At 60.0% G+C, this 23,206-nt stretch carries 20 protein-coding genes and 7 pseudogenes; 9 read left to right on the top strand and 18 right to left on the bottom strand.

Annotated elements, in window-relative coordinates; all coding sequences use genetic code 11:
* From JCM12296_RS20260 to JCM12296_RS20250, 3 genes and pseudogenes are all read right to left on the bottom strand, one after another.
* Window positions 1–227 (bottom strand): annotated as a pseudogene (locus tag JCM12296_RS20260) (Hsp70 family protein); the annotation flags it as partial.
* Between the two features lie 181 nt (window positions 228–408).
* Window positions 409–1,239 carry an SDR family oxidoreductase gene (locus JCM12296_RS20255; RefSeq protein WP_083456341.1) on the bottom strand — a complete coding sequence of 277 codons (831 nt, stop codon included), beginning with the start codon at window positions 1,237–1,239 and terminating at the stop codon, window positions 409–411.
* A gap of 298 nt (window positions 1,240–1,537) precedes the next feature.
* Window positions 1,538–2,062: a CPBP family intramembrane metalloprotease gene (locus tag JCM12296_RS20250; RefSeq protein ID WP_054697252.1), complete on the bottom strand. Its 525-nt coding sequence runs from the start codon at window positions 2,060–2,062 to the stop codon at window positions 1,538–1,540.
* Window positions 2,063–2,608: 546 nt separating this feature from the next.
* Between JCM12296_RS20250 and JCM12296_RS45080 the strand changes: the two genes are divergently transcribed.
* From JCM12296_RS45080 to JCM12296_RS20235, 6 genes and pseudogenes are all read left to right on the top strand, one after another.
* Window positions 2,609–2,836, top strand: a complete 228-nt coding sequence (locus JCM12296_RS45080) for a molybdopterin-binding protein (protein WP_246804617.1) — start codon at window positions 2,609–2,611, stop codon at window positions 2,834–2,836.
* A 16-nt stretch (window positions 2,837–2,852) separates the two neighbouring features.
* A complete protein-coding gene (locus JCM12296_RS20245) occupies window positions 2,853–3,800 on the top strand; it encodes a nicotinamide-nucleotide amidohydrolase family protein (protein WP_246804615.1) in 948 nt (315 codons plus the stop codon).
* An 86-nt stretch (window positions 3,801–3,886) separates the two neighbouring features.
* Window positions 3,887–4,075, top strand: coding sequence for a sugar phosphate nucleotidyltransferase (locus tag JCM12296_RS49865; protein ID WP_340147872.1), 189 nt, complete (start codon window positions 3,887–3,889; stop codon window positions 4,073–4,075).
* 130 nt (window positions 4,076–4,205) lie between these two features.
* Window positions 4,206–4,325: pseudogene (locus JCM12296_RS49860) on the top strand (hypothetical protein); the annotation flags it as partial.
* 104 nt (window positions 4,326–4,429) lie between these two features.
* Complete coding sequence (locus JCM12296_RS49855) at window positions 4,430–5,335, top strand: mannose-1-phosphate guanylyltransferase/mannose-6-phosphate isomerase (protein WP_340147871.1); 906 nt, start codon at window positions 4,430–4,432, stop codon at window positions 5,333–5,335.
* Between the two features lie 20 nt (window positions 5,336–5,355).
* Window positions 5,356–6,198: an ion transporter gene (locus tag JCM12296_RS20235; RefSeq protein ID WP_083456342.1), complete on the top strand. Its 843-nt coding sequence runs from the start codon at window positions 5,356–5,358 to the stop codon at window positions 6,196–6,198.
* A 52-nt stretch (window positions 6,199–6,250) separates the two neighbouring features.
* Here JCM12296_RS20235 and JCM12296_RS20230 read toward each other — a convergent pair whose 3' ends face one another.
* From JCM12296_RS20230 to JCM12296_RS20190, 14 genes and pseudogenes are all read right to left on the bottom strand, one after another.
* Window positions 6,251–7,210 carry a nucleotide-binding protein gene (locus JCM12296_RS20230; RefSeq protein ID WP_054697249.1) on the bottom strand — a complete coding sequence of 320 codons (960 nt, stop codon included), beginning with the start codon at window positions 7,208–7,210 and terminating at the stop codon, window positions 6,251–6,253.
* Window positions 7,211–7,370: 160 nt separating this feature from the next.
* Window positions 7,371–7,811 carry a D-aminoacyl-tRNA deacylase gene (dtd, locus tag JCM12296_RS20225; protein WP_054697245.1) on the bottom strand — a complete coding sequence of 147 codons (441 nt, stop codon included), beginning with the start codon at window positions 7,809–7,811 and terminating at the stop codon, window positions 7,371–7,373.
* Window positions 7,812–7,823: 12 nt separating this feature from the next.
* On the bottom strand, window positions 7,824–8,420 hold the full coding sequence (locus tag JCM12296_RS51515; protein WP_340147873.1) for a S1 RNA-binding domain-containing protein: 597 nt from the start codon (window positions 8,418–8,420) through the stop codon (window positions 7,824–7,826).
* 126 nt (window positions 8,421–8,546) lie between these two features.
* Window positions 8,547–9,685: pseudogene (locus tag JCM12296_RS51510) on the bottom strand (helix-hairpin-helix domain-containing protein); the annotation flags it as partial.
* A gap of 261 nt (window positions 9,686–9,946) precedes the next feature.
* Window positions 9,947–10,081 (bottom strand): annotated as a pseudogene (locus JCM12296_RS51505) (Tex-like N-terminal domain-containing protein); the annotation flags it as partial.
* A gap of 55 nt (window positions 10,082–10,136) precedes the next feature.
* Complete coding sequence (locus JCM12296_RS49370) at window positions 10,137–11,792, bottom strand: DNA topoisomerase (RefSeq protein WP_422698950.1); 1,656 nt, start codon at window positions 11,790–11,792, stop codon at window positions 10,137–10,139.
* A 131-nt stretch (window positions 11,793–11,923) separates the two neighbouring features.
* Window positions 11,924–12,457, bottom strand: a pseudogene (locus tag JCM12296_RS49365) (toprim domain-containing protein); the annotation flags it as partial.
* Window positions 12,458–12,464: 7 nt separating this feature from the next.
* On the bottom strand, window positions 12,465–13,247 hold the full coding sequence (dprA, locus tag JCM12296_RS47845; RefSeq protein ID WP_281492087.1) for a DNA-processing protein DprA: 783 nt from the start codon (window positions 13,245–13,247) through the stop codon (window positions 12,465–12,467).
* A 19-nt stretch (window positions 13,248–13,266) separates the two neighbouring features.
* Window positions 13,267–13,632: pseudogene (locus tag JCM12296_RS47840) on the bottom strand (helix-hairpin-helix domain-containing protein); the annotation flags it as partial.
* Window positions 13,633–14,667, bottom strand: coding sequence for a protein translocase subunit SecF (gene secF, locus JCM12296_RS20205; RefSeq protein WP_054697242.1), 1,035 nt, complete (start codon window positions 14,665–14,667; stop codon window positions 13,633–13,635).
* A 44-nt stretch (window positions 14,668–14,711) separates the two neighbouring features.
* On the bottom strand, window positions 14,712–15,125 hold the full coding sequence (locus tag JCM12296_RS49360) for an MMPL family transporter (protein ID WP_306304103.1): 414 nt from the start codon (window positions 15,123–15,125) through the stop codon (window positions 14,712–14,714).
* Entirely contained in the window at window positions 15,101–16,288 is a 1,188-nt protein-coding gene (gene secD, locus JCM12296_RS20200) for a protein translocase subunit SecD (RefSeq protein ID WP_306304102.1), read from the bottom strand. The genes JCM12296_RS49360 and secD overlap by 25 nt, the downstream gene beginning before the upstream one ends.
* A 140-nt stretch (window positions 16,289–16,428) precedes the next feature.
* A complete protein-coding gene (gene yajC, locus JCM12296_RS20195; RefSeq protein ID WP_054697239.1) occupies window positions 16,429–16,794 on the bottom strand; it encodes a preprotein translocase subunit YajC in 366 nt (121 codons plus the stop codon).
* 154 nt (window positions 16,795–16,948) lie between these two features.
* Window positions 16,949–18,457 (bottom strand): Rne/Rng family ribonuclease, encoded by a 1,509-nt coding sequence (locus tag JCM12296_RS20190; RefSeq protein ID WP_054697236.1) that lies wholly within the window; start codon window positions 18,455–18,457, stop codon window positions 16,949–16,951.
* 290 nt (window positions 18,458–18,747) lie between these two features.
* Between JCM12296_RS20190 and leuS the strand changes: the two are divergent.
* Together leuS and lptE are read left to right on the top strand one after the other, a co-directional pair.
* A pseudogene (gene leuS, locus JCM12296_RS50670) lies at window positions 18,748–21,343 on the top strand (leucine--tRNA ligase).
* A gap of 57 nt (window positions 21,344–21,400) precedes the next feature.
* Window positions 21,401–21,922 carry an LPS assembly lipoprotein LptE gene (gene lptE, locus JCM12296_RS20180; RefSeq protein WP_054697234.1) on the top strand — a complete coding sequence of 174 codons (522 nt, stop codon included), beginning with the start codon at window positions 21,401–21,403 and terminating at the stop codon, window positions 21,920–21,922.
* A gap of 86 nt (window positions 21,923–22,008) precedes the next feature.
* Here the strand turns inward: lptE and rpsT are convergent, their stop codons facing one another.
* A complete protein-coding gene (gene rpsT / locus JCM12296_RS20175) occupies window positions 22,009–22,272 on the bottom strand; it encodes a 30S ribosomal protein S20 (protein ID WP_054697232.1) in 264 nt (87 codons plus the stop codon).
* Window positions 22,273–22,379: 107 nt separating this feature from the next.
* Between rpsT and JCM12296_RS20170 the strand changes: the two genes are divergently transcribed.
* On the top strand, window positions 22,380–23,206 hold an 827-nt coding region (locus tag JCM12296_RS20170; RefSeq protein ID WP_281492086.1), incomplete at its 3' end, for a lipid II flippase MurJ.

The following is a 23,206-nucleotide window of genomic DNA, read 5'->3' as shown; positions in this document are numbered from 1 at the left end:
TTCCAGGGCAGGGCCAGCGCCTCGGGCGCCGTGTTCAGGCCGTCGGTGATCAGCACAAAAGAAGGTAGGGCCGGATTTGCTTCGACCACGCCGGCATCGACCAATTGGGGAATCTCCAGGACGCGGATTGCTGCCGATTCAACATCGGCGACGTCCGCTTCGGTAAAGGCCACGATACTGTTGGTGGTTCCCAGGTCGAGCCCGATGATGTAGACCGGATCGCTCATTTCGTTTTTCCTCAAATATGCAATACGCGGGTTCGCGGCATCTGATGTCGATCGCCAAGGTTGGCTTCGTTGTGTGTCATCAATATCGACCCATTGATCTAACACAGACACTGAGGATGTGGCAAGTACAGGGTCGGCCGGTTACAGAGCGATCGTATTTGCGATGTTGTTCCTTCAGGGGTCAGTAGGTCAGAACCATTCCGCCATCGAATAGCAGATCACCGCCGACCAGGTAATTGGCGAAACGCGAAAACCCGAACACGAACAGATTCGCCACCTCGACGGGGCTCATCATCTCTTTTATTCGTGAATGGCCCATCATCACATCGCGCACCACGGCTTCTTCGCTGATGCCGCGCTGGCGAGCCTGGTCGGGAATCTGGCCCAAGGCCAAGGGCGTTTTGACGAATCCGGTGCTAACGGTAAACCCGCGGATCTTTCCCTCGCCTTCGGCCGAGATGGACTGACTCAGGGCGCGCAGACCGAATTTGGCGATGTTGTAGGCCGGCTTGTTCAGTGTGCAGATATGGCCGTGCACTGAAGCCATGTTGCCGATGGCACCCATGCCGTCCGCATTTTTTCGCATATGCGGAATGACCTGTTTGCTGAGCAAAAACGGCGCCCGGACCATGATGCGCTGCATGAGATCGTACTTCTCCATGGGGAAATTCTCGATGGCGTCGATGTGCTGGAGGCCGGCGATGTTGGCCAGGTAGCGGATCGAGCCGTACCCGGCGGCTTCGGCCACGGCGGTTTCGATGTCGCTGTCGCGGGACAGATCGGTTTCAATAAAGATCATCCGGCCGCCCATTTCAGCGGCAAGTGCCTGTGTTTTCTGGCTTTCGGCAACGTTGATGTCCAGGCCGACGGTCGTCAGCCCGTTGGCGGCCGCAGCGATGGCCGTGGCCCGGCCGATACCGGTGGCGCATCCGGTGACGAGGCAGACATGGTTGGGGGGTGAATGCCGGATCCGGCAGATTGAGAATTTCTGTTGGGGTGATGGACGGTTCATTGGTGTCGATGGTCATTGTTATCCTCCCTTCGGGCGAATTGTGCGTGACGCATTGTTGGGTGCGCGTCAGTGGGTGGATTCCACGGCAAATGCAGAAACGGGAACGAACGGTTGCGTGAGGGCTTGACGGGTGCGGTGTTGTTTGATCGCACTATAGATGCGTTTGAACCCTCCTGTAAATGGCGAATCGCGGTATCGGTGATATCGGGCCTGAGGTAACGACGGTCACCAGAGCCAATGCATCCCGCCATATCGGACCAATAGCCCGATGGCAGGTTCGTCAATCCATGGATTAGGATTAACACCCAAAGGCTGCCGGTTTTTTGTACAGCCAGGTGGTGAAGAGGAAGTAGGCGACGGCCGCCGGATACGCGTAGATGGGGTGCCCGGCGGTGAAGACGAGGGTGGTACCGATAACGGAGAAGACACTCAGCGGAAGCGTCTTCAATTCGGCTGCCGGTCGCTGGTCGAGGGTATCGATCAGTGACCCTAAAAGGCCTTTCGCTTGCCGCTGACGGCCGGCTTGATAAAACCATTGCATCACGAAGACGCGCATGAACAGTTCCTCGAAAATGGCCACCAGGATCGCCGAGTTGAACAGGCGCAACCCGAAATAGAGCGTGTTGTGAACATCATCGCCCGTCACCGGTTCACCCAGCGGCATCATTCCGGCCGCCTTGACCAGGAAAAGCGGGCCCAGCCAGGCGCCCAGGGCCAGCGGAAGGGCCAGGATGGAAACACCGACATGCTCGGCCGTCAGCCGGCCGAAGCGGTAGGTCCGCCAGCCGGCCGCCATCAGCGTTGCGGTGGCGAATAGTTTCACGATCTGCGTCGGGGTCGACCCGAGCCATCCGGTGGGGAGCTGGATAAGGCCACGAAGAGGAAATAAGGGCAGAGATAGGGGACCAAAAGTTGCTGGAAGGTCCGGTCTTTTGGGAGTAGCTGCGCCTGCGGCATTTGCTTGAGCATTGATCGCTTCCTGATTTCAGCACGGTAATCGATGGAGGATCACCGGCAGGGCCGGTTACGCGTTCATCGAAAGGATCATTGTTTAGCAGGATTGATGCCTATGATGCTTCGGCTTGCTCAGTACTAAAATAACTATTTGTAATTATAGTTTATATTGTTGACGTCGAACCGATTGTCGCGCTTTTTTGAATCGCCTTGGGGTGGCGGATGGGTAATAAAGGTGAGTTTGACTATGAAACGATTTACATGGTTTCCCCTTACCTATGGCATTGACACGTAATGGGCCTGCGATTATGGTCAACTCTTGAAATTTCGCGATAAATATCCAACCCCTTCGGGAAAACGGGCTGATGAAGGCAGAAATTCTGGCAACCGGCGACGAGATCCGCTCCGGCGCCTGGTGGACAGCAATTCGGCGTTTGTTGCTGACCAATTGGAGGCCAACGGCATCGCGGTGGTGCGTCATACCAGCGTGGGGGATCACCTGGAAACGCTGACGGCCACCCTGATCGAAATCGGACGGCGGGCGGACGTGGCCGTGGTCACCGGCGGACTCGGGCCCACGGTGGACGACCGCTCCGCCGAAGCCGCGGCGCGCGCCGCGGGCGTGGAACCGATGTTCAAATGAAATCGCCTGGAAAAATGTGGAAAGCTTTTTCAAAACCTTTAACCGGCCCATGTCGCCTTCCAACCGCAAGCAGGCCTTGCTGCCTTCCGGCTGCGGGGTTTTGCCCAATGCCGTGGGCACGGCCCCGGGATTTTTCCTCACTATCGAGCGCTGCCGCTTCTTTTTTCTCCCGGGGGTGCCCTATGAGATGAAGCGCATGTTGGTTGAGCAGGTGATTCCCGAGCTGCTCCGGCTGCAGGGGGCCGCGGCCCTGCACAGCCGGGTAAAGACCATCACCACCTTTGGCTTGCCCGAATCATTGGCCGGTGAGAAAATGGAGGGCGTGGAAGCGGCCTTTCCCGGCATCACCCTGGGCCTTCGGGCCAACTTCCCCCAGATTCAGATCAAGCTCTATGGCCGCGACAATGACGCCGCGCGGCTGGACCAACGTCTCCGGGACGCCGGCCGGTGGGCCATCGAGCGTTTGGGCAGCCATGTGATTTCCGACAACGGTGAATCCATGGAGACGGTGGTGGGGCGACGGCTGCAGGCGCAATCGGCCACCCTGGCCCTGGCCGAGAGCTGCACCGGCGGCCTGATTGCCAACTGGCTGACCAACGTGGCCGGCAGTTCCACCTATTTTCTCTTCTCCGGCGTGACTTACAGCAATCAGGCCAAGATCGCCGTTTTGGGTGTCAATCCGGAGACCATCGACCGTTTTGGCGCCGTGAGTGAAGAGACCGCCCAAGAGATGGCCGTCGGTGCCCGCCGGGTGGCCGGTGCCACATACGGGTTAGCCACCTCGGGGATTGCCGGGCCGGATGGCGGCAGCGATGAAAAACCGGTGGGCACCGTGTGTATCGGCTTCGCCGGCCCCAAAGGCGCCTGGGGACGGCGGTTGACCTTTTCCTTCGGCAAGCGGTTGATGAACAAGAAGGTCTTTGCCATGGCGGCCCTGGATTTGTTGCGCAAGGAAATGGGGTAGGTCGATAGGTGCATAGGAATGTAGGCTGTAGGCTGAAGGGAATTCCAAGAACTCAACTTATTTAACCAACAAAACCAAATCAACCCATGGAACTAATCAAACCAACAAACCCGATTCTCCCGGTCATTCTTGCCGGCGGCAGCGGCACCCGGCTCTGGCCCCTCTCGCGGGCCCTGTATCCCAAACAGCTGATCAACCTGGTGGACCAACAGACCATGCTGCAGAACACCCTCGGTCGCCTGGAGGGGCTGCCCGACATGATCGACCCATCGTGATCTGCAATGACGAGTACCGCTTCATGGTGGCCGAACAACTGCGCCAGATCAACGTGCGTGCCGGCGCCATCATCCTCGAACCGGTGGGCCGCAACACCGCACCGGCCTGGCCGTGGCGGCATTGTGGGCCATGCGACAAGGGGACGATCCGGTGCTGCTGGTGCTGCCGGCGGATCACCATATCCAGGCCACCGACAAGTTCCAACAGGCCCTGACCACAGGCTACCGGCAGGCCTTGGCCGGCCGGCTGATCACCTTCGGCATCGTTCCCCGGGCACCGGAGACCGGTTACGGCTACATCAAGATGGGCCCGCCGTTAAGCGACGATGGGGCGGCCGTGGCCATCGATGCTTCGTGGAGAAGCCCGATCTGGAGACAGCCCGCCGCTACGTGGATTCCAAAGCCTATTGCTGGAACAGCGGCATGTTCATGTTTTCCGCCGCCCAGGCCCTTTCCGCCCTTGAAACCTTCGTGCCCGATATTGTCAGCGCCTGCCGCGCGGCCATCGAAAGTGGCACGGCCGACCTGGATTTCTTTCGCCTGGATCGGGCCGCCTTTTCCAAGAGCCCCAGCGACTCCATCGATTACGCGGTGATGGAGCGGACCGATAACGGCGCCATGGTGCCCATGGCCGCCGGCTGGAACGACCTCGGGTCCTGGGAAGCGCTCTGGCAGGTGGGCACGAAGGACGAATCGAAGAATGTGGTCAAGGGCGATGTGGTTCTGCACGACGTGAGCGATTCGTACCTGCATGCCGAGAGCCGCCTGATCGCCGCCGTGGGACTCAAGGATCACATTGTCGTCGAGACCAGCGATGCGGTGATGATTTCGCCGCGTGATCGCGTTCAGGACGTCAAGGGGCTGGTGGACCGCCTGAAGGCCCGAAACCGTGAGGAAACCCGCACCCACAAACGCGTTTACCGACCCTGGGGAACGGTGGACCAGTTGGTTTCGGGAAACCGTTTTCAGGTGAACCGGCTCACGGTCAATCCCAACGGGGCGCTTTCCCTGCAGCGTCACTACAACCGCTCCGAGCATTGGACCGTCGTGCGCGGTACCGCCCTGGTGACCAGCGGTGACGAGCAGTTCGTGCTCAAGGAAGACAGCTCGACGTACATCTCGGCCGGCACTGCCCACCGTCTGGAGAATCCCGGCAAGATTCCCCTGGAAGTGGTCGAGGTGCAGACCGGTGCCTACATCGGCGAGGACGACATCACCCGTCTGGAAGACCTCTATGGGCGGCATCGCCAAGAATCCTGAATCCGGATGGGGGGATGGACATGAGCGCTCCGACCGAGGCGACCAACACCGCCGCCCGCGCCCGGGCCGGCTGGCGGACGACGCTTCACGAGGTGATTTTCGAGGCCGACACGCCGGCGGGCAAGGCCTTTGATGTTCTGTTAATCCTCAGCATCCTGATCAGCGTCGTGGCGGTGATGCTGGACAGTGTCGGTGCCTTGCGCATGGCCCACGGCCGGCTCTTCGGCGGCATTGAATGGTGCTTCACGCTGCTGTTCACGGTCGAGTATCTGCTGCGCCTGACCTGTGTCGAGCGACCCCTGAAGTACGCGGTCAGTTTTTACGGCGTGGTCGATCTTTTGGCGATCGTGCCCACTTATCTGAGCCTGGTTCTGCCGGGCAGCCATTACCTGTTGGTGATCCGCATCCTGCGCATTCTGCGGATCTTCCGGATTCTCAAACTGGTGCCCTACCTCGGCGAGGCCCGACTGCTCATGCGGGCGCTCAAAGCCTCCAGCCGCAAGATCGCCGTTTTTCTCACCACGGTGCTGACCCTGGTGGTGATCTTCGGCTCCCTGATGTATGTGATCGAGGGCGAGGCCAACGGCTTCACCAGTATTCCCCGCAGCATCTACTGGGCCATCGTGACCCTGACCACCGTGGGCTACGGCGACATTGCGCCGCGTACCGGCCTCGGCCAGGCCCTCTCATCCATCGTCATGATTCTCGGTTACGGTATCATTGCCGTGCCCACCGGCATCGTCACCGTGGAAATGGCCCACACCTTCAACCCGCGGGTATCGACCCAGGCCTGCCCGGTGTGCAGCGCCGAAGGCCACGATGCAGACGCACGCCACTGCAAATTCTGCGGGGCGGCCTTGTAAAGACGGTGAATGATTGCGTCCGGGGGGGCGTTTTGAACTCGACTCAGGGCCTTCAGGCCATCTCCATTTTCAGGGCAATCCGCCGGAGGGCTTTGGCAAAGGTGCCATCAGGCGCCTTGGCCACGCTGGGGACCAACTCCTTGGCACTTTGCTGGATGGATTTTTCAAAGGGGACACAGCCGAAGTGGTTCAGCTCCACCGAGAGTATCTTGCCGGAGACCTTGCGCAGCCGTGTGATCAGATCAACGGCCTGGTCCTCCTTCTCGACCATGGTGACCACCACACCCGGCCGGAAATTGTCAAGCAATCCCTTGATGATGCCATGGTAAACCGGTTTTTCCTGGACCAACGCATCCAGCAGGGCGTCGATGCGGTTGCCATTGTCGGCGGTGTTGGTGAAAATGTGATCTTTGATCAACTGGTCCACCAGTCCGTCACGGTGGTTATAGTAGCTTGATTCCGGGCTGAACAGACGGGTGAGCTTGCGATACAGGGATGTCTTGATGAACCCATAGGCATCCAGGTAGGAGGCCGGATCACAGGTGGTCAGCACAAATCCCTGGTCCGCAGAGAGGTAGAAATCGAGAATGTTGTAGGTGGTATCGCCGCCAAGATCCAGGATCACGTAATCGGCGTCGATGGTTTTGATCGCCTTGAGCAGCTTCTGTTTGCGTGAATAATGAATGTTGGCCGCCCCCAATTTGCCGCCCCCGCCGCCGATCAGAAGGGGGCCGTATTTGGTGGGGGTCAGGATGTCGTGGATGTTCTCGACGTTTTTGTCGAGAAAATCGTCGATGCGGGAAGTGAGGCTCCATACGCCCATGTAGAGGTGCAGATTGCTGCCGCCCAGATCCAGGTCCACCAGAACGATGCGCTTGCCCATCTGGGAGAGCAGTACGCCGAGGTTGGCCACAAAAAGGCTTTTTCCGATGCCGCCCTTGGCACCGCCGACGGCGATGATTTTACCGGGGCCGGAAATGGATGCGGGTGTATCTGGTTTTTCCTGAGGCATGGACACTCACTATGGTGTTTTCGCCACCCGGCCGGGGAAAAGACGGTTTTCCGAAACAGGGTGATCGTCATTCAAGGATGCGTATCATATCGGATCACCTGACGAAAACTTTAAGCGAGGTTGCCAATCGGGCAAATTGGCAGTTCAGGGGCGGAGAAAGTCAGCGGCTGTGGACAATCAGGGTCACCGGACCGTCGTTTTCGATGCTGACCTGCATCATGGCGCCGAAGCGGCCGGTTTGGACGTCGATGCCCAGGGTCCGCACCCGGTCGGCGAAGTCGTGGTAGAGCTGGCGGGCCAGGGTCGGTTCGGCGGCATTCACGAAGGACGGGCGGCGACCCTTGCGACAGTCTCCCAACAGGGTGAACTGGGAGACCACCAGCATCTGGCCGCCGGTATCGATCAACGAGCGGTTCATCTTGCCCGCGGCATCCTCGAAGATACGCAGGTTGGCCACCTTGGCCGCCAGGTAGTCGACGTCGGCCGCCGTATCTCCCTGGGCAACCCCCAAGAGCACATTGAGCCCCGGCCCGATGGTGCCCACCACGGCTGCATCCACCTGCACACTGCTTTGGGTGACCCGCTGGACGACGGCGATCATTTATTTCTCCATTCAGCGTTTGCCGGCTTTGCGAAAGGCTTCGGCAAAGGGGTTGTTGAAGGGCTGGGGACCGGCCGGTTTGGTCGCTTGGCCTTTGGGTGGCCGCTTGCCGGCACGGGGTTTGGCCGGGTGTTGACCCTTCGCCGGCTGCGCGGCGGCGGCCGTCTTTTGCCCCGGCTGGCTGCGCATGGACAGGGAGATGCGCTTGCGCGGAAGGTCCACCGCCAGCACGGTGACACGCACCTTCTGTTGGACATTGACCACGTCCGCCGGGTTCTTGACGAACTGGTCGCTCAGCTCGCTGATATGCACCAGACCGTCCTGGTGCACGCCCACATCCACGAAGGCGCCGAAGTTGGTCACGTTGGTGACGATGCCGGGCAGGTTCATTCCCGACTGCAGATCCTGGATGGCGGCGACGCCCGCGTCGAAGGCAAAATGCTCGAAGGGCTCGCGCGGATCGCGACCGGGTTTGGCCAACTCGTCGACAATGTCGGTCAGGGTCGGCAGGCCCACGCTGTCGGTCACGTAGCGCTTGAGGTCGATGCGCCTACGCAGACCGGCTTCCTTGATCAGGTCGGCCACCTGGCATCCCAGGTCATCGGCCATGGCCTGAACCAGGGCGTAGCGCTCCGGATGTACCGCGCTGGCATCCAGCGGGTTCTCGCCGCTTTTAATGCGCAGAAAGCCGGCGCACTGCTCGAAGGCCTTGGGCCCCAGACGTTTGACCGCCTTGAGGGCCTCACGGCTTGAAAAAGCACCGTTCTCGTCCCGGTAGGCCACGATGTTCTTGGCCAGCTGGGGGCCCAGGCCGGATACATAGGTGAGCAACTGGACGCTGGCCTGATTGACCTCCACGCCCACGCCGTTCACGCAGCTGACCACCACGTCGTCCAGGGATTTCTTCAGGGCGAAGGGGTCCACGTCGTGCTGATACTGACCCACGCCGATGGATTTGGGATCGATCTTGACCAGCTCGGAGAGCGGGTCCATCAGACGCCGGCCGATGGAGACGGCCCCGCGCACGGTCAGATCATGGTCGGGGAATTCCTGGCGGGCGATCTCCGAGGCCGAGTAGATCGAGGCCCCGCTTTCGTTGACCATGATGACCGGCAGGTCTTGGCATCGATGCTTTTCTCGACAAAGGTCTGGGTTTCCCGCCCGGCGGTGCCGTTGCCCACGGCCACGGCCTCGATGGCGAACTGGCGGGAGAGGGTCTGGACCGTTTGGGCGGCCGCCTCGGCCTGGTGCTCCGATCCGTGGGGGAAGATCGTTTCATAGTGCAGCAGCTTACCCTGGCGATCCAGGCAGACCAGTTTGCAGCCGGTGCGGTAGCCCGGATCGATGCCCATGACCCGTTTGGCGCCCAGGGGGGATGCCAGAAGCAGCTGACGCAGGTTGTCGGCGAAGACGCGGATGGCCTCGGCGTCGGCGCGTTCCTTGAGGGCCACGCGCACCTCGGTTTCCATGCTGCGGGACAAGAGACGCTTGTAGGCATCGTGAGCCGCCAAACGAACCTGTTCGGCGGCCGCGTTGCCGCCCTTGACGAACAAATCCTCGAGGATGGCGATGGCCGGTTCGGGCGCCGGGGCGATGGATAGGCTGAGAATCTCTTCTTTCTCACCGCGGCGCATGGCCAGTATGCGGTGGGAGGGAGCCGTGGCCACCGGTTCCGACCAGTCGAAGTAGTCTTTGTATTTGGCGCCCTCGGCCTCCTTGCCGGTGATTACCTGACTGCGGATCTGCGCCTCGGCGAAGTAGAGGTCGCGTACCTGCGATCGGGTCGGCTGATCCTCGTTGATGGTTTCGGCGATAATGTCCCGGGCACCGGCCAGGGCGTCCTCCGGGGTGTCGACGCCTTTTTCCGGATCCACGTAATCGGCCGCCAGGGCTGCCGGATCGTCTTCGGCCTGGGCGAGAAGGGCCAGGGCCAGCGGCTCCAGGCCTTTTTCGCGGGCAATCGTGGCCCGCGTGCGCCGTTTGGGCCGGTAGGGCAGGTAGATGTCCTCCAGTTCGGTCAGCGTTGCCGCGGCCAGGACCTGGTCCTTGAGGTCGTCGGTCAGGTGGCCGTGCTGCTCCAGGGAGGCGAGGATCGTCTCCCGGCGACTGTCCAGCTCCTGCAGCTGGGTCAGCCGGTCGCGGATCGTGGCCACGGCCACCTCGTCCAGGCTGCCGGTGGCTTCCTTGCGATAGCGGGCGATAAAGGGCACGGTGGCCCCGTCTTCGAGCAGGTGCGCCACGGCCTCGATCCGCGGCGCGTCAAGGTTCATCTCGGCACTGAGCGTACCGATGTGGGAACGGTTTGTCACGCTTCACCTATAGGCTTCAAGGGAGGGGTTGTCGGTTCGATGGGTCAAGGGGTTTTCGCCGGAGACGACCCGCCGGTGTCTCCGGCCGGTTGCCGGTAGCCGCACTCCCGGTTGGGACAGACGTATTGGGTGCCGTCCCGTTTGGTGGTTTTCTCGAGCAGGTATGGGCTGCCGCAGACCGGGCAGGGGATCGCCACGGGTTTGTCCCAACTGGCGAAGCTGCATTCCGGATAGCGGTTGCAGCCGTAAAAATTTTGCCCCGCTTGGAGGATTTCTCCACGATCTCGCCGTCGCAACCCGGTTCCGGACAGGGCACCCCCGTACTCTTGGAACTTCCCGCGCCATTGAGCGATTGGGTATGCTTGCAGGCCGGGTAGCCGCTGCAGGCCAGAAAGTCGCCATACCGGCCGCGTTTGATCACCATGGGTTTGCCGCATTTTTCACAGACCTTGTCCGTGGGCTCGCTTTGCACTGGGGCGACGGGCGAGACCGTGCCTTTTTCATCCCGCGTGTAATCGCTGGAATAAGTGCATTCCGGGTATCCCGAACAGGCCAGAAAATGTCCGTTTTTGCCCATTTTGATGTGCAGTTCATGCTTTTTGCACAAGGGGCAGGTCAAGCCGGTGGGCAGTCCGACGCCCTTGACGCTGAGCATGCCTTCCCCGGCCTCGTCCAGTTTCCGGCTGAAGGGACCGTAAAATTGCTTGAGCAGTGCCAGGGATTCCACTTCGGCCTGCTCGACGCGGTCCAGGTCGTTTTCCAGGCGCGCGGTGAATTCCACATCCAGGATTTCGGGAAAGCTGGTGATGAGCAGATCGTTGACGATGAAGCCCAGCTCCGTGGGGTGAAAGTAGCCCTTGAGCAGTTCCACGTATCCCTTGTCCCTGATCGTGGAAAGAATCGCGGCATAGGTGCTGGGCCGGCCGATGCCGTTCTCCTCCAGTTCCTTGACCAGCGAGGCTTCGGAAAAGCGCGGCGGCGGTTGGGTGAAATGCTGTTTGGGCTCGATGCCCAGGCAGGTCAAGGGGGCCCCTTGCGCAAGCTCGGGCAGCGGCTGGCTGCCCTTGTTGCGTTCGGCTTCGTCGTCGGCACTCTGGTAGACGGCCAGGAACCCGGGAAATTTGACCGAGGAGCCGCTGGCGGTGAAAATGTAGCCGGCGGCGGCGATGGAAAGCGTCTTCTGATCGATCAGGGCCTGGGCCATCTGAGACGCCACGAAGCGCTGCCAGATCATCGTGTACAGGGCCAGCTGGTCCTTGGAAAGGTAGGGTTTCACCTTTTCCGGGGTATGGTAGACCGATGTGGGTCGGATGGCCTCGTGGGCATCCTGAGCCTTGTTCTTGTTTTTGAAAAAACGCGGCTGGCCATTGGAATAGTCCTGGCCGAACTGCTCGGCGATCAGGGTCAGGGCTTCCTGGGCGGCCTCGTCGGCGATGCGCGTGGAGTCGGTTCGCATGTAGGTGATCAGACCGACGGGTTCACCCGGACCGAGATCGATGCCCTCGTACAGCTGCTGGGCCACCATCATGGTTTTTTTGGCGGAGAAACGCAGCTTGCGGATCGCTTCCTGCTGCAGTTTGCTGGTGATGAAGGGCGGCAGGGGATTGCGCTTGGTGGTGCGTTTGACGATCTTGTCGACCACGAAGGCGGCGGCCTCCAGATCCCTGAGGATCGCCTTGGCGGTGGCCTCGTCGGAGATCTTGATTTTTTGCTTCCCTTGCGCACCAGCTTGGCGGCGAAGGGCGGCGGGCTCTCGCCTTTCAGGTTGGCCGTGATCGACCAGTATTCGACCGGTTCGAAGATCTGGATGGCCCGTTCACGATCGCAGATGATGCGCACGGCCACGGATTGCACGCGGCCGGCACTGAGTCCGCCTTTGACCTTGCGCCACAAGAGCGGCGAAATCTGGTAACCCACCAGACGGTCCAGGATGCGGCGGGCCTGCTGGGCTTCGTACTTGTTGCGATCCAGGTCCTGGGCGGCCTGCATGGATTCGAGAATGGCCCTTTTGGTCAATTCGTGGAAGAGGACCCGATGGAACCGGCGGCCCTTCTTCTTGAGCACCTCGGCCGTGTGCCAGGCGATGGCCTCGCCCTCGCGGTCCGGGTCGGGGGCCAGGTAAATGTCCATGCTGTCGCCGGCCGCGGATTTGAGCTGGTTGAGGATCTTGGTCTTGCCCGGGATGGTCCGGTAGTGGGGCGTGAAATCCTTTTCGATATCGATGCCCAGGTCTTTACTGGGCAGATCCTTGATATGCCCGACGGTGGCGGCGACATTGTAGTCGTTGCCCAGATATTTTTTGATGGTTCTGACCTTTGTGGGTGATTCTACGACCACCAGGGGTTTACTCACTGGTTACCTCATGGTTGCATTTGCGTTGGGTCAATCGTTGTGGAGCGACGCCGGGGACCAGGCTGAAGCATTTTCCCGCAGACTGGTGGACCAGCCCTTTGAGCTCCAACTGAAGCAACAGGCCGGCAAGGCGCCCGGCAGGGATGCCCAGCTGGCGGACCAGATCGTCGATATGCACGGGTTCGACGTCGAGCCTACCGATAACCATGGCTTCCGCGTTCGTCAACGGCGGCATGGGAACCTCTGCCGCCGGCGCACCCTTGGGTGCGCCCGGAAATTGACCGCCCTCGAATTCTTCCAGAATGTCCCCGGCGTGGACCACCAGCTTGGCGCCCTGTTTGATCAGGTTGTGGGTGCCAACGCTTTTGAACGAGTTGACATTGCCGGGCACGGCAAAGACCTCCCGGTTCTGTTCGGCGGCCAGGCGCGCGGTGATCAGGGAGCCGCTGCGACCCGTGGCTTCCACCACCAAGACGCCGTGGCTCATCCCGCTGATAATCCGGTTACGGGCCGGAAAGTGATGGGCCTCCGGGCCGCTGTTGGGTAAAAATTCGCTTACCACGGCGCCATGCTCGGCCATCTGGTGGAACAAGCGGGTGTTTTCCCGGGGGTAAATACAGTCCAGACCGGTTCCCAGAACCGCCACGGTCACACCGCCGGCGGCAATCGCCGCCTGATGGGCGACGGTGTCGATCCCGCGGGCCATGCCGCTGACGATGGTGACGTTTTTGCCGGGCCAGGTCCGCGACCAGACGCCGGGTCGTTGTCGCCCCATATTCCGTGGCGTTGCGTGAGCCAACCACGGCGATATTGAGCCACGCTTCCGGCAACGCGCCGTAAACATAGAGAAACGGCGGCGGATCCGGGATCTGCCGCAATAGCGGCGGGTACCCCGCCTCCGTCAGGGTGACGAGCCGGTACCCTTTAAGGTGCAGCGATTCCAGCTGGCGATCGATACGGTCATCCGCCGGGGCCGTCTTTCGTTGGTGGACGATGGCGGCGGCCACGCGGGGGGAGACACCCTGAATCGCCTCAATGGATGTCTTGTCGGCATTCAGGACCGCCTGCGGCGACCCGAAGTGCTCCACCAGCCGTCGGAAGATCAGATTGCCGACACCGGGTACGCTTTTCAGGGCGAACCAGGGCCGCAGATCCAGCATCTATTTTCTCCGGTTCTGCCAGGCCAGCAGGATCGGACTGGCGACATAAATGGATGAATAGGTTCCGACCGCCACGCCGACCAACAGCGCGAAAGAGAAGTCATGGATGATGCCCCCTCCCAGAACGAACAAAGCGGCGACCACGAGCAAGGTGGTTCCCGACGTCAGGATCGTTCGGCTGAGGGTTTCATTCACGCTTTTATTCAGGATCGTTGCCATCGTCTCTTTGTGGTATTTGCGCAGGTTCTCGCGAATCCGGTCAAAGACGATGATCGTATCGTTCAGGGAGTAACCGATGATGGTGAGCAGCGCCGCGATGATGGGCAGGGTGAACTCCTTGCCGAAAATCGAAAAGAAGCCCACGGTGATGGTGACGTCATGGATCAGGGCCACGATGGCGCCCATGGCGTACTTGAATTCGAAAAACCAGAAAACGATCAGGGAAACGATCAAGGCCGCCAGCATGAGGTAAGGGATCGGCACGTTGAACAGGGAAAGCAGGTAAACCGCCCCCATGATGGCACCGGCCACGACAGCGCTTTTCCCCCATTTCATCTCGAATCGACCGGAAATGTAGACCGTGATGAAAAGCAGGGCGTAGAACATGGCAAAAAGGGCCTTTTCGCGCAGGTCCTTGCCGACCTGCGGGCCGACCATCTCCACCCGGCGGGTTTCGGCGGCAACGCCGGTGGAGGCTTTTAGATCGGTTTCGATCTTGGTGGACAAATTGTCCATGGTCATGGTGGCCGCGTCGGTGCGGATCAGGTATTCATGGTCGGCCGCGTGGCCGAACTGCTGAACTGCCGATGCGGACATGTCCAGGTTTTTCAAACCCGCCTTGATTTGATTGACGGTAACCGGCGCAGCGAATTTCACCTGGATCAAGGTGCCGCCGGCGAAATCAATCCCATAACGCGGTCCCCCGTGCATGATCAGGCTGACGATACTGGCGAGGATCATCAAAAGGGAGAAAGTGAAGGCGATTTTGCGTTTTCCGATAAAATCGACGTTGATGTCCGGTTTGATAAACTGCATGAATCGGTTCCTCAATGGGGGTTAGGCCCGGTGGCACCCGGCTTTCAGATGCTGATGGTGCGCACTCTCCGGTTGATCAAAAAATAGTCAAAAATGGAGCGCGTGAGCACCAGGGCGGTGAACATGCTGGCGACCACGCCGAGACTCAGGGTGACGGCAAACCCCTTGATCGGGCCCGTGCCGAACTGGAAGAGCACCAAAGCGGCGATCAGGGTGGTCACGTTGGCATCCAGGATGGTCAGGGTCGCGCGCGCGTATCCGGCTTCAACAGCGGCCCGAGGCGTTTTGCCAAGCGTCATTTCTTCGCGTATTCTCTCGAAAATCAATACATTGGCATCGACTGCCATGCCGATCGTCAGGATGATGCCGGCGATGCCGGGCATGGTCAGGGTCGCCCCGAAGGCTGCCAGGCCGGCGGCGATGAGCAGGATATTCAGCACCAGGGCGAAGTCTGCCACCAGCCTGAAATCTTGTAGTAAACGGCCATGAAAAGTACCACCAGGATGCCGCCGACGACCATGGAGAGCAGGCCCATGCGGATGGAGTCGGTTCCCAGGGACGGCCCGACGGTGCGCTCTTCCAGGATCTTGACCGGTGCGGGCAGGGCGCCGGCGCGCAGCACGATGGCCAGGTCGCGGGCTTCATCGGCGGTAAAGCTGCCGGTGATGCTGGCCTCGCCACCGGCGATGCGATCCTGGATCACGGGCGCCGAGTAGATCGTCCCGTCCAGCACGATGGCCAGGCGTTTCTTCACGTTTTCGCCGGTGACGCGCTCGAAGAGGCGGGCCCCTTTTTTGTCAAAGGTGATCGAAACGTAGGGGTCGTTGTACTGGCTGCCGATCTTGACGCTGGCATCGGTCAGGTAGGCACCGGTCAGGGCAGCGCGTTTTTTCACCAGCAGTGGGGTTTTTTGGACGCGATGGGTGGTTTTGTCCTCCCTGACTTCGTAGAGGATTTCCTCTCCGGGGGGGACGTTGCCGGCCAGGGCCGACTGGATGTCGTGGGTGTCATCGACCAGTTTGAACTCAAGCAGCGCCGTCTTGCCGATCAGATCCTTGGCACGCTCGGTGTTATTGACACCGGGAAGTTGAACCAGGATGCGTTGCTGACCCTGGATGCGGATGTCCGGCTCGCTGACACCGAATTGGTCAATGCGGTTGCGGATGGTTTCCAGGGCCTGGGCCACCGCCATCTGACGAATATGCTCGATCTCCTTTTCAGGCAGATCCAGGACGATATTCAGCACATTGTCCTTGACCGTGCGGTCGACGATGCGCAGCTCGCGGAAATCCTTGTCCAGCAGTTCATCAAATTTGGCGATATTGGCTTCGTCGGGAACCTTGACCGCGATTTTGAGATTGTCCAATCGCTCGAAGGAGAGGGTTCGAATCCGTTCTTCCCTGAGCATGTCGCGCATGTCCTGGGCCAGTCGTTCGACGGTGTTTTCGACGGCTTTGTCGGTCTGCACTTCAAGGACCAGGTGCATGCCGCCCTGGAGGTCGAGGCCCAGGTTGATTTTCTTGTGGGGCCAGATACCGGGCCGCAGGGTCGGAATCACATAAATCACGGCGGCGAGGATCACCGCGGCGATCAGGATGAGTTTCCACGAAAGATTCTTCAACGTTGTTTCCTTTCAAGATCAACACGCCAAAGCCCCATCTGCCGTTATACCCGGGTGCCGGTGACAATACGGGCCTGCGATTTGCAGCGGGTCAACATTCCGGTGGCAATGGGGCTTTGAGGGGAGAAAACGATTGGAATTCAGGCGTTACCGTTGTCGGCCTTTTTGTCTTTTTTGGGCGTCGCCTGGGGAGCACCGCCGGTCTGGGCCAGGGCGGAAACGCTGCCCCGGTTGACCTTGACACGCACCTTTTCGGCGATCTCAACGGTCAGGATGGCTTCAGAAACACCGGTGATCCGGCCGTGCAGGCCCCCGGCGGTGACAATCCGGTCGCCGGTTTTCAGGCTGTCGATCATCTGCCGGTGTTCCTTTGTTTTTTTCTGCTGCGGGCGGATCAACAGGAAATAGAAGATCACGAACATGAGAATCAGCGGAATGAACGATGCGAATCCTCCTGATGCGCCCTGGCCGGCGGCACCCTGTCCCATGGCATAAGCGATATTCATCGGTACAAAACCTCCTCTTAGGTATTTCAAGCCTTTGCCGGCCGTAACAACCGACGATGATGGGTTCGTCTGGCAATCGTAAAAGTGGCGCTGATATACTGCAAATCACCCGCTCCGTCAATGGTTCTTGCCCGATGGGGCCTCACGAGGTCGTTCAGGCGGTTTCCTCCGCGACGGGCGGATTTTCGGTGCATTTGCTTTTTTTATCGATGGTGACCTCCATCTGGCCGGGGATCAGGTCTTCCTGGGCGATGATGGTGATCACGACGGCCCGTTTGGTTTCCAGTTCGAGCAGCTCCCGGCGCTTGCGGTTCAGCAGGTAATTGGCCACCGGGGCGGGCAGCCGGGCGGTCACCTGGCGGATATCCTCCTTCAAGGTATCGAGCTTGAGTTTGCGCAGAAAGCTCAAACCCAGGGATTCCGCCGAGGGCACCTGACCCTTGCCGCCGCAATGGGGGCAGGTCTGCATGCTGCCAAAATCGATGGAGGGCCGCAACCGCTGGCGGGAGAGTTCCAGAAGACCGAATTTGGAAATTTTTCCGATCTTGACCCTGGCGCGGTCCTCCTTCATGGCGGCGCGCAGAACCTTTTCCACCTGATTGCGGTGCTTTTGCTCGCGCATGTCGATGAAATCGATCACGATCAACCCACCCAGATCGCGAATGCGCAACTGCCGGGCGATTTCGGCGGCGGCTTCCAGATTGGTCATCAGGGCGGTCTCTTCGATATTTTTTTTCTGAGTGCCCTTGCCGGAGTTGACATCGATGGCTACCAACGCCTCGGTGCGCTCGAGTACCACCGATCCACCGGATTTCAGCGTGACCCGGTTGTTGAAAATCGTGGCAATCTGATCTTCCAGCTGAAAACGGGTAAAAATGGGCTTGCCGGATTTGTGCAGTTTGACGATGCCGATCTGCTTGGGCGAAATGATTTTGACGAAGTTTTTGACCTCCTGGTAGACCGCCTCGTCGTCGATCAGAATCTCCTTGACATCCGGATTGAAGTGGTCGCGAATGGAACGGACGGCCAGGTTGCGGTCCTTATAGAGCGCCGAGGGGGCCTGGGCGTTGACGGCCAGTTCGGTGATGCTGTTCCACAACCGCAGCAAATACTGGACATCCTTGGCTAACAAGGTCTTGGTGATGCCCATGCCGGCGGTGCGGATGATGATGCCGAAGCCTTCGGGCAGATTGAGTTTTTCGACGATTTCCTTGAGCCGCTTGCGTTCGTCCTCGTCCTCGATCTTGCGGGAGATTCCGCGGCTGTTGCTCCCCGGCATGAGCACGGCGTAGCGGCCGGGCAAGCTGATGAAGGTCGTCAGCATGGCCCCCTTCTTCATGATGGGGTCCTTGGTGACTTGCACCACCAACTCCTGACCGCGCCGGACGAGATTTTGGATGCTGTTGCCTGCCGAGGGCGGATCCTGAAAATAGTCGCTGTGGATCTCCTGCTTTTGCAAGAAGCCGTGCCGGTCGGCGCCAAAGTCCACGAAAACCGCCTGCAGACTGGGTTCGATGCGGGTGATGACGCCCTTGTAAATGCTACTGTGCAGGATCTCGCGTGTTGAACTCTCGATGTGAAACTCTTCCAGACGACTCTCCTTGACGATGGCCAAGCGGACTTCTTCGGGGTCGACGGCATTAATGAGGATTTTACTGGTCATTCGGTCTCGGTTTGTTTCCTTTCACGGGTTATGGTTATTAAATTTCCTTGAATAATGAATTGTTATGAGCAAGTCAACGGAATTCTGGGGGGCGTCAAAAAAACCGCCGGAACCCTTCCGCGGCTGCCAGCGCGCACGGTGAGGCCAGCCGTCCGTCCACCCGGCTGGCCGGATCGATCATCCGGATCGACCTTCCATAACGGTACTTGATCTTTAGTGGGCTTTGTGGCATGACGAGGACTCTTGAAACCAGCAAAATCGACAATGTTCGCAAGAAGATAGGAAGATTCATGGATTCACGCTACCAACCCCAGGCAATCGAGGCCAAATGGCAGAAACGCTGGGAAGATGCCCAGTTGTTCAAGGTGGAAGAAACGCCGGCGCGCGAAAAATACTACTTGCTCGAAATGTTTCCCTATCCGTCCGGTAAGATCCACATGGGGCATGTGAGAAATTATACCATCGGGGATGTGGTGGCTCGCTACAAGCGCATGCGCGGATTCAACGTCCTGCATCCCATGGGCTGGGACGCCTTCGGCATGCCGGCGGAAAACGCCGCCATCGCCAACCGGACCCATCCGGCCAAATGGACCTACGAAAACATCGCCACCATGCGCGCCCAACTCAAGCGCATGGGCTTTTCCTACGACTGGGACCGCGAGCTGGCCACCTGCCGGCCGGAATACTACCGCTGGGAGCAGTGGTTGTTTCTCCAGATGGCCGAGCGGGGGATGGCCTATCGCAAGGAGTCCTACGTCAACTGGTGCGAGCCCTGCCAGACCGTGCTGGCCAATGAGCAGGTCGAGGCCGGCATGTGTTGGCGTTGCGGCAAACCGGTCCGTCAGAAAAAATTGTGGCAGTGGTTCTTCAAGATCACCGACTTCGCCGAGGATCTCTTGGTGCACTGCGATCTTCTGCCCGGATGGCCCGAGAAGGTCACCACCATGCAGCGCAACTGGATCGGCAAAAGCGTGGGCGCCGAGATCCGGTTTGCCGTGGAAAACAGTGACGCGGTGATCAGCGTGTTCACCACACGGCCGGATACGGTGTTCGGCGCCACCTTCATGTGTCTGGCCCCGGAGCATCCCCTGGTGCCGACGCTTGCCGCCGGAACCGACCAGGCCGATGCGGTGGCCGCCTTCATCGAACGCATCTCCCTGCAGGACCGTTCCTCCAAGGCCATCGAATCCTATGAAAAGGAAGGCGTCTTTACCGGCGCCTACTGCATCAATCCCATGAACGGCCGGCGCATGCCGGTGTACACGGCGAACTTCGCCTGATGGCCTATGGCACCGGTGCGGTCATGTCGGTACCGGCCCACGACCAGCGCGATTTCGATTTTGCCCGCAAGTACGACCTGCCCGTCATCGTCGTGGTCAGCCCTCCGGATGAGACCCTGGATGGTGCCACCATGGAGGCAGCCTACACCGCCGATGGCACCATGGTCAACTCCGGCGATTTCAACGGCATGCCCAACCGCGAGGCCCTTGAGGCCATCACCGACCATCTGGATAGGAACAACCTCGGCAAGAAGACCATCAGCTTCCGGCTGCGCGACTGGGGCATCTCCCGGCAGCGCTATTGGGGAGCGCCGATCCCCATGATTCACTGTCCCGACTGCGGCATCGTGCCCGTTCCCGAGACGGACCTGCCCATCCTTCTGCCCGAAGATGCCGATCTTCTGGACGGCGGCCGATCGCCCCTGCCCGGCCTGGCGCAATTCGCCAAAACACGTTGCCCGAAATGCGGCCGCGAGGATGCCCGCCGGGAGACCGACACCATGGATACCTTCGTGGAATCCTCCTGGTATTTTGAGCGCTACTGCAGTCCGCGCTGTGAAACCGGCATGTTCGACACGGAAGCCGTGGCCTATTGGATGCCGGTGGATCAATATATCGGCGGGGTGGAGCATGCCATCCTGCACCTCTTGTATTCGCGCTACTTCACCCGTGTCCTCGAAACGCTGGGGCTGGTCACGTTCAAGGAACCCTTCACCCGCCTGTTGACCCAGGGAATGGTCTGCAAGGAGACCACGGCCTGCCCCGAGCACGGCTTCCTTTTCCCCGAGCAGGTGGTCGACGGCGAGGGCGGGCGGCGGACCTGCAGCCAATGCGGCCAGGCGGTGACCGTCGGCAGGGTCGAGAAGATGTCCAAATCGAAGAAAAACGTCATCGACCCAATGTCCTGCTCGATCAGTACGGTGCCGACACCACCCGGCTGTTCTGTCTGTTTGCCGCGCCTCCCGAGCGCGATCTGGAGTGGAGCGAGCAGGGCGTGGACGGCAGCTACCGTTTTCTGCAGCGTGTCTGGCGTTTGGCCGATCGATGGATTCCGCGGGTCAAGGATGTTGCCCCACCGGCGGACCCGGCCCAGGCGTTGGATGGCATCTTCAAGGAAATCTTCCGTAAAACCCACGAGACCATCAAACGCGTCACCCTGGACATCGAGGAACGGTTTCACTTCAACACGGTGATCAGCGCCGTCATGGAACTGGTCAACACCATGCAGACGGTCGACGACGAAGCGGATCTGGGCCAAGCCGAACTGGCGACCCTGGGATTTGCCCTGGAGACCACGGTGCTGCTGCTCTCCCCCCTCGTGCCGCATTTTTGTGACGAACTGTGGGAAACCATGGGCCATGACGCGCCGGCCCTGCTCAGCGCGTGGCCGACCTTTGATGAGGCCGCCACCGTCAAGGACGAGATCGAGGTGGTGATCCAGGTTAACGGTAAGTTGCGCAGCCGTTTCAGCGCCGCCCTGGATGCCGATGCGGAGACGCTGAAACAAGCCGCCCTGGCCGACGAACGCATCGGATCGTTCATTGCCGGCAAGCCGATCAAGAAGGTGATTGCGGTTAAGAATAAGTTGGTCAATATTGTGGTATGAAAATAGAACGTTAAGTAAACGGCGGGGCGAATCCCCGGGCGTCTGGGGGCGTTAGCGATGAAAAGCAGATGGAAACCGATCCTGTTGGCCGCAACGCTGGTACTGGTCACCGCCTGCGGTTATCATTTCGCCGGCAGCGGGAGCTTCCCGGGTGGGGCGACGCGGATTTTCATTCCCATGCTGGAGAACCGCACGTCGGAAATCGGTGTGGAGAGCCGTTTTACCAACAACCTGATCTACGAGTTCATACGTAACCGGAAATCGGCGCTGGCCAAGAGTCGGGCGTCGGCCGATGCCATCCTGAGCGGAACGATCGTCAGCATTTCCGTCGAGAATATCTCCCGCTCCACTATCTCCAATGCGATTGAACGGCGGGTCACGGCCGTATTGTCACTCCGCCTGGTCTCGACGACCGACGGCAGGACCCTTTGGGCTTCGGGGAACCTGTCCGAACGTCAGGCCTATACCGTCGCCAGTGGAAGCAAAGCGGCAACGGATCAAAATAAATCCGAAGCCATTGCCGAGGTTTCCAGGAAACTGGCCGAGTCTGCCTATAGCCTGTTGACGGACAATTTTTGAGAGGCGGCTTGAATACAAGACGACGAAAAACGGACGGCAGCATGAAAATGCTGCCGTTTCGTCGAAACGCTTGCCGGCGAGAAAAATCAGGCCTGCTGGGTGTTGGCCAGTTTTGCCAGACGGGAAATTTTTCGAGCGGCGGTCTTTTTGTGCAGAACGCCTTTTTTCGCGGCTTTGTCGATATCGGATTTGGCTGCGTTAAGCCGCATATCGCGGTCTTCCGCATTCTCGGCAACGGCGAGGCGTACATCCTTGATCGCGTTTTTTACTCGGGTAAGAACGGCTTTGTTCCGCAACCGCCGCCGGGTATTCTGGCCGGCGCGCTTCAATGCTGATTTGTGGTTTGCCACCTTCGATTGCTCCTTTCGGAAATTAATAGGGAAAATACAAAACTTCCTGATAGCCAAAAAGTCCGGCTAAGTCAAGGTCTTTTGTGCATTTATAGGGACGATATTGAATGGGCGTGGATCCGGTCAAACAGCGCGGCATTGAGCGCCGCAAGGTCACCCGGGCGGCCGGCATTGTTGGCGCCGCCACCCTGCTCAGCCGGATTTTCGGCTACCTGCGCGACATGGTGGTGGCTTCTTTCTTCGGGGCGGACATGGCGGCGGACGCCTTTATCGCCGCCTTCCGATTGCCCAACTTGTTGCGCCGGCTGTTTGGCGAGGGATCGCTGAGTATCGCCTTTGTTCCGGTATTTACCGCCACGATGGTCAAGAGCGGCCCTGCGGAAGGTCTCCGCCTGGCGGTCAGCTCCATGAAGCTGGCCTTGATCATTCTGGTCGGCGTGGCCCTGCTCGGCGTGGCCGCCGCTCCGTGGATCATCCACATGGTCGCGCCGGGCTTTGCCCAGCTCCCGGAGAAGATGGCCCTGACGGTGACCTTGACGCGCCTGATGTTCCCGTACGTGATTTTCGTCGGACTGGTGGCCCTGAGCATGGGGATCCTGAACGTCCTGGGCCACTTCACGGCGCCCGCGGTGGCGCCGGTGCTGCTCAACCTGGCCATGATCGGCGCGATTTTTCTCGTTTCGCACTTCTCGGACTCGGCGACGGTGCGGGTTCTCGGGCTGGCCGGCGGGGTTTTGATCGGCGGCGTGCTGCAATTGGCCCTGCAGCTGCCGTTTTTGGTGCGGCATGGGGTGACGTTCTGGCGCCGATCGGGGCTCTGGCACCCGGCCATGCGGCGCGTCGGCCTGCTCATGCTGCCCACCATCTTCGGTGCCGCCGTTTACCAGATCAACATTCTCGTCGGCACCTTGCTTGCTTTCCCTGCTGCCCCCAG

Origin of the sequence: Desulfosarcina cetonica JCM 12296, from assembly GCF_001311845.1 — a bacterium.
GTDB lineage: Bacteria > Desulfobacterota > Desulfobacteria > Desulfobacterales > Desulfosarcinaceae > Desulfosarcina > Desulfosarcina cetonica.
This window is presented reverse-complemented; position numbering and strand designations above follow the sequence as displayed.

Bases quoted from the DNA above. Each gene is read 5' to 3' on its own strand.
- lptE (WP_054697234.1), top strand. From the start codon at position 21,401: ATGAAAAGCAGATGGAAACCGATCCTGTTGGCCGCAACGCTGGTACTG.
- secF (WP_054697242.1), bottom strand. From the start codon at position 14,667: ATGCAGTTTATCAAACCGGACATCAACGTCGATTTTATCGGAAAACGC.
- JCM12296_RS49865 (WP_340147872.1), top strand. From the start codon at position 3,887: ATGGAACTAATCAAACCAACAAACCCGATTCTCCCGGTCATTCTTGCC.
- yajC (WP_054697239.1), bottom strand. From the start codon at position 16,794: ATGAATATCGCTTATGCCATGGGACAGGGTGCCGCCGGCCAGGGCGCA.
- dtd (WP_054697245.1), bottom strand. From the start codon at position 7,811: ATGATCGCCGTCGTCCAGCGGGTCACCCAAAGCAGTGTGCAGGTGGAT.
- JCM12296_RS20190 (WP_054697236.1), bottom strand. From the start codon at position 18,457: ATGACCAGTAAAATCCTCATTAATGCCGTCGACCCCGAAGAAGTCCGC.
- JCM12296_RS20235 (WP_083456342.1), top strand. From the start codon at position 5,356: ATGAGCGCTCCGACCGAGGCGACCAACACCGCCGCCCGCGCCCGGGCC.
- JCM12296_RS20230 (WP_054697249.1), bottom strand. From the start codon at position 7,210: ATGCCTCAGGAAAAACCAGATACACCCGCATCCATTTCCGGCCCCGGT.
- dprA (WP_281492087.1), bottom strand. From the start codon at position 13,247: ATGGGGCGACAACGACCCGGCGTCTGGTCGCGGACCTGGCCCGGCAAA.
- JCM12296_RS20255 (WP_083456341.1), bottom strand. From the start codon at position 1,239: ATGAACCGTCCATCACCCCAACAGAAATTCTCAATCTGCCGGATCCGG.
- JCM12296_RS51515 (WP_340147873.1), bottom strand. From the start codon at position 8,420: ATGGCCGATGACCTGGGATGCCAGGTGGCCGACCTGATCAAGGAAGCC.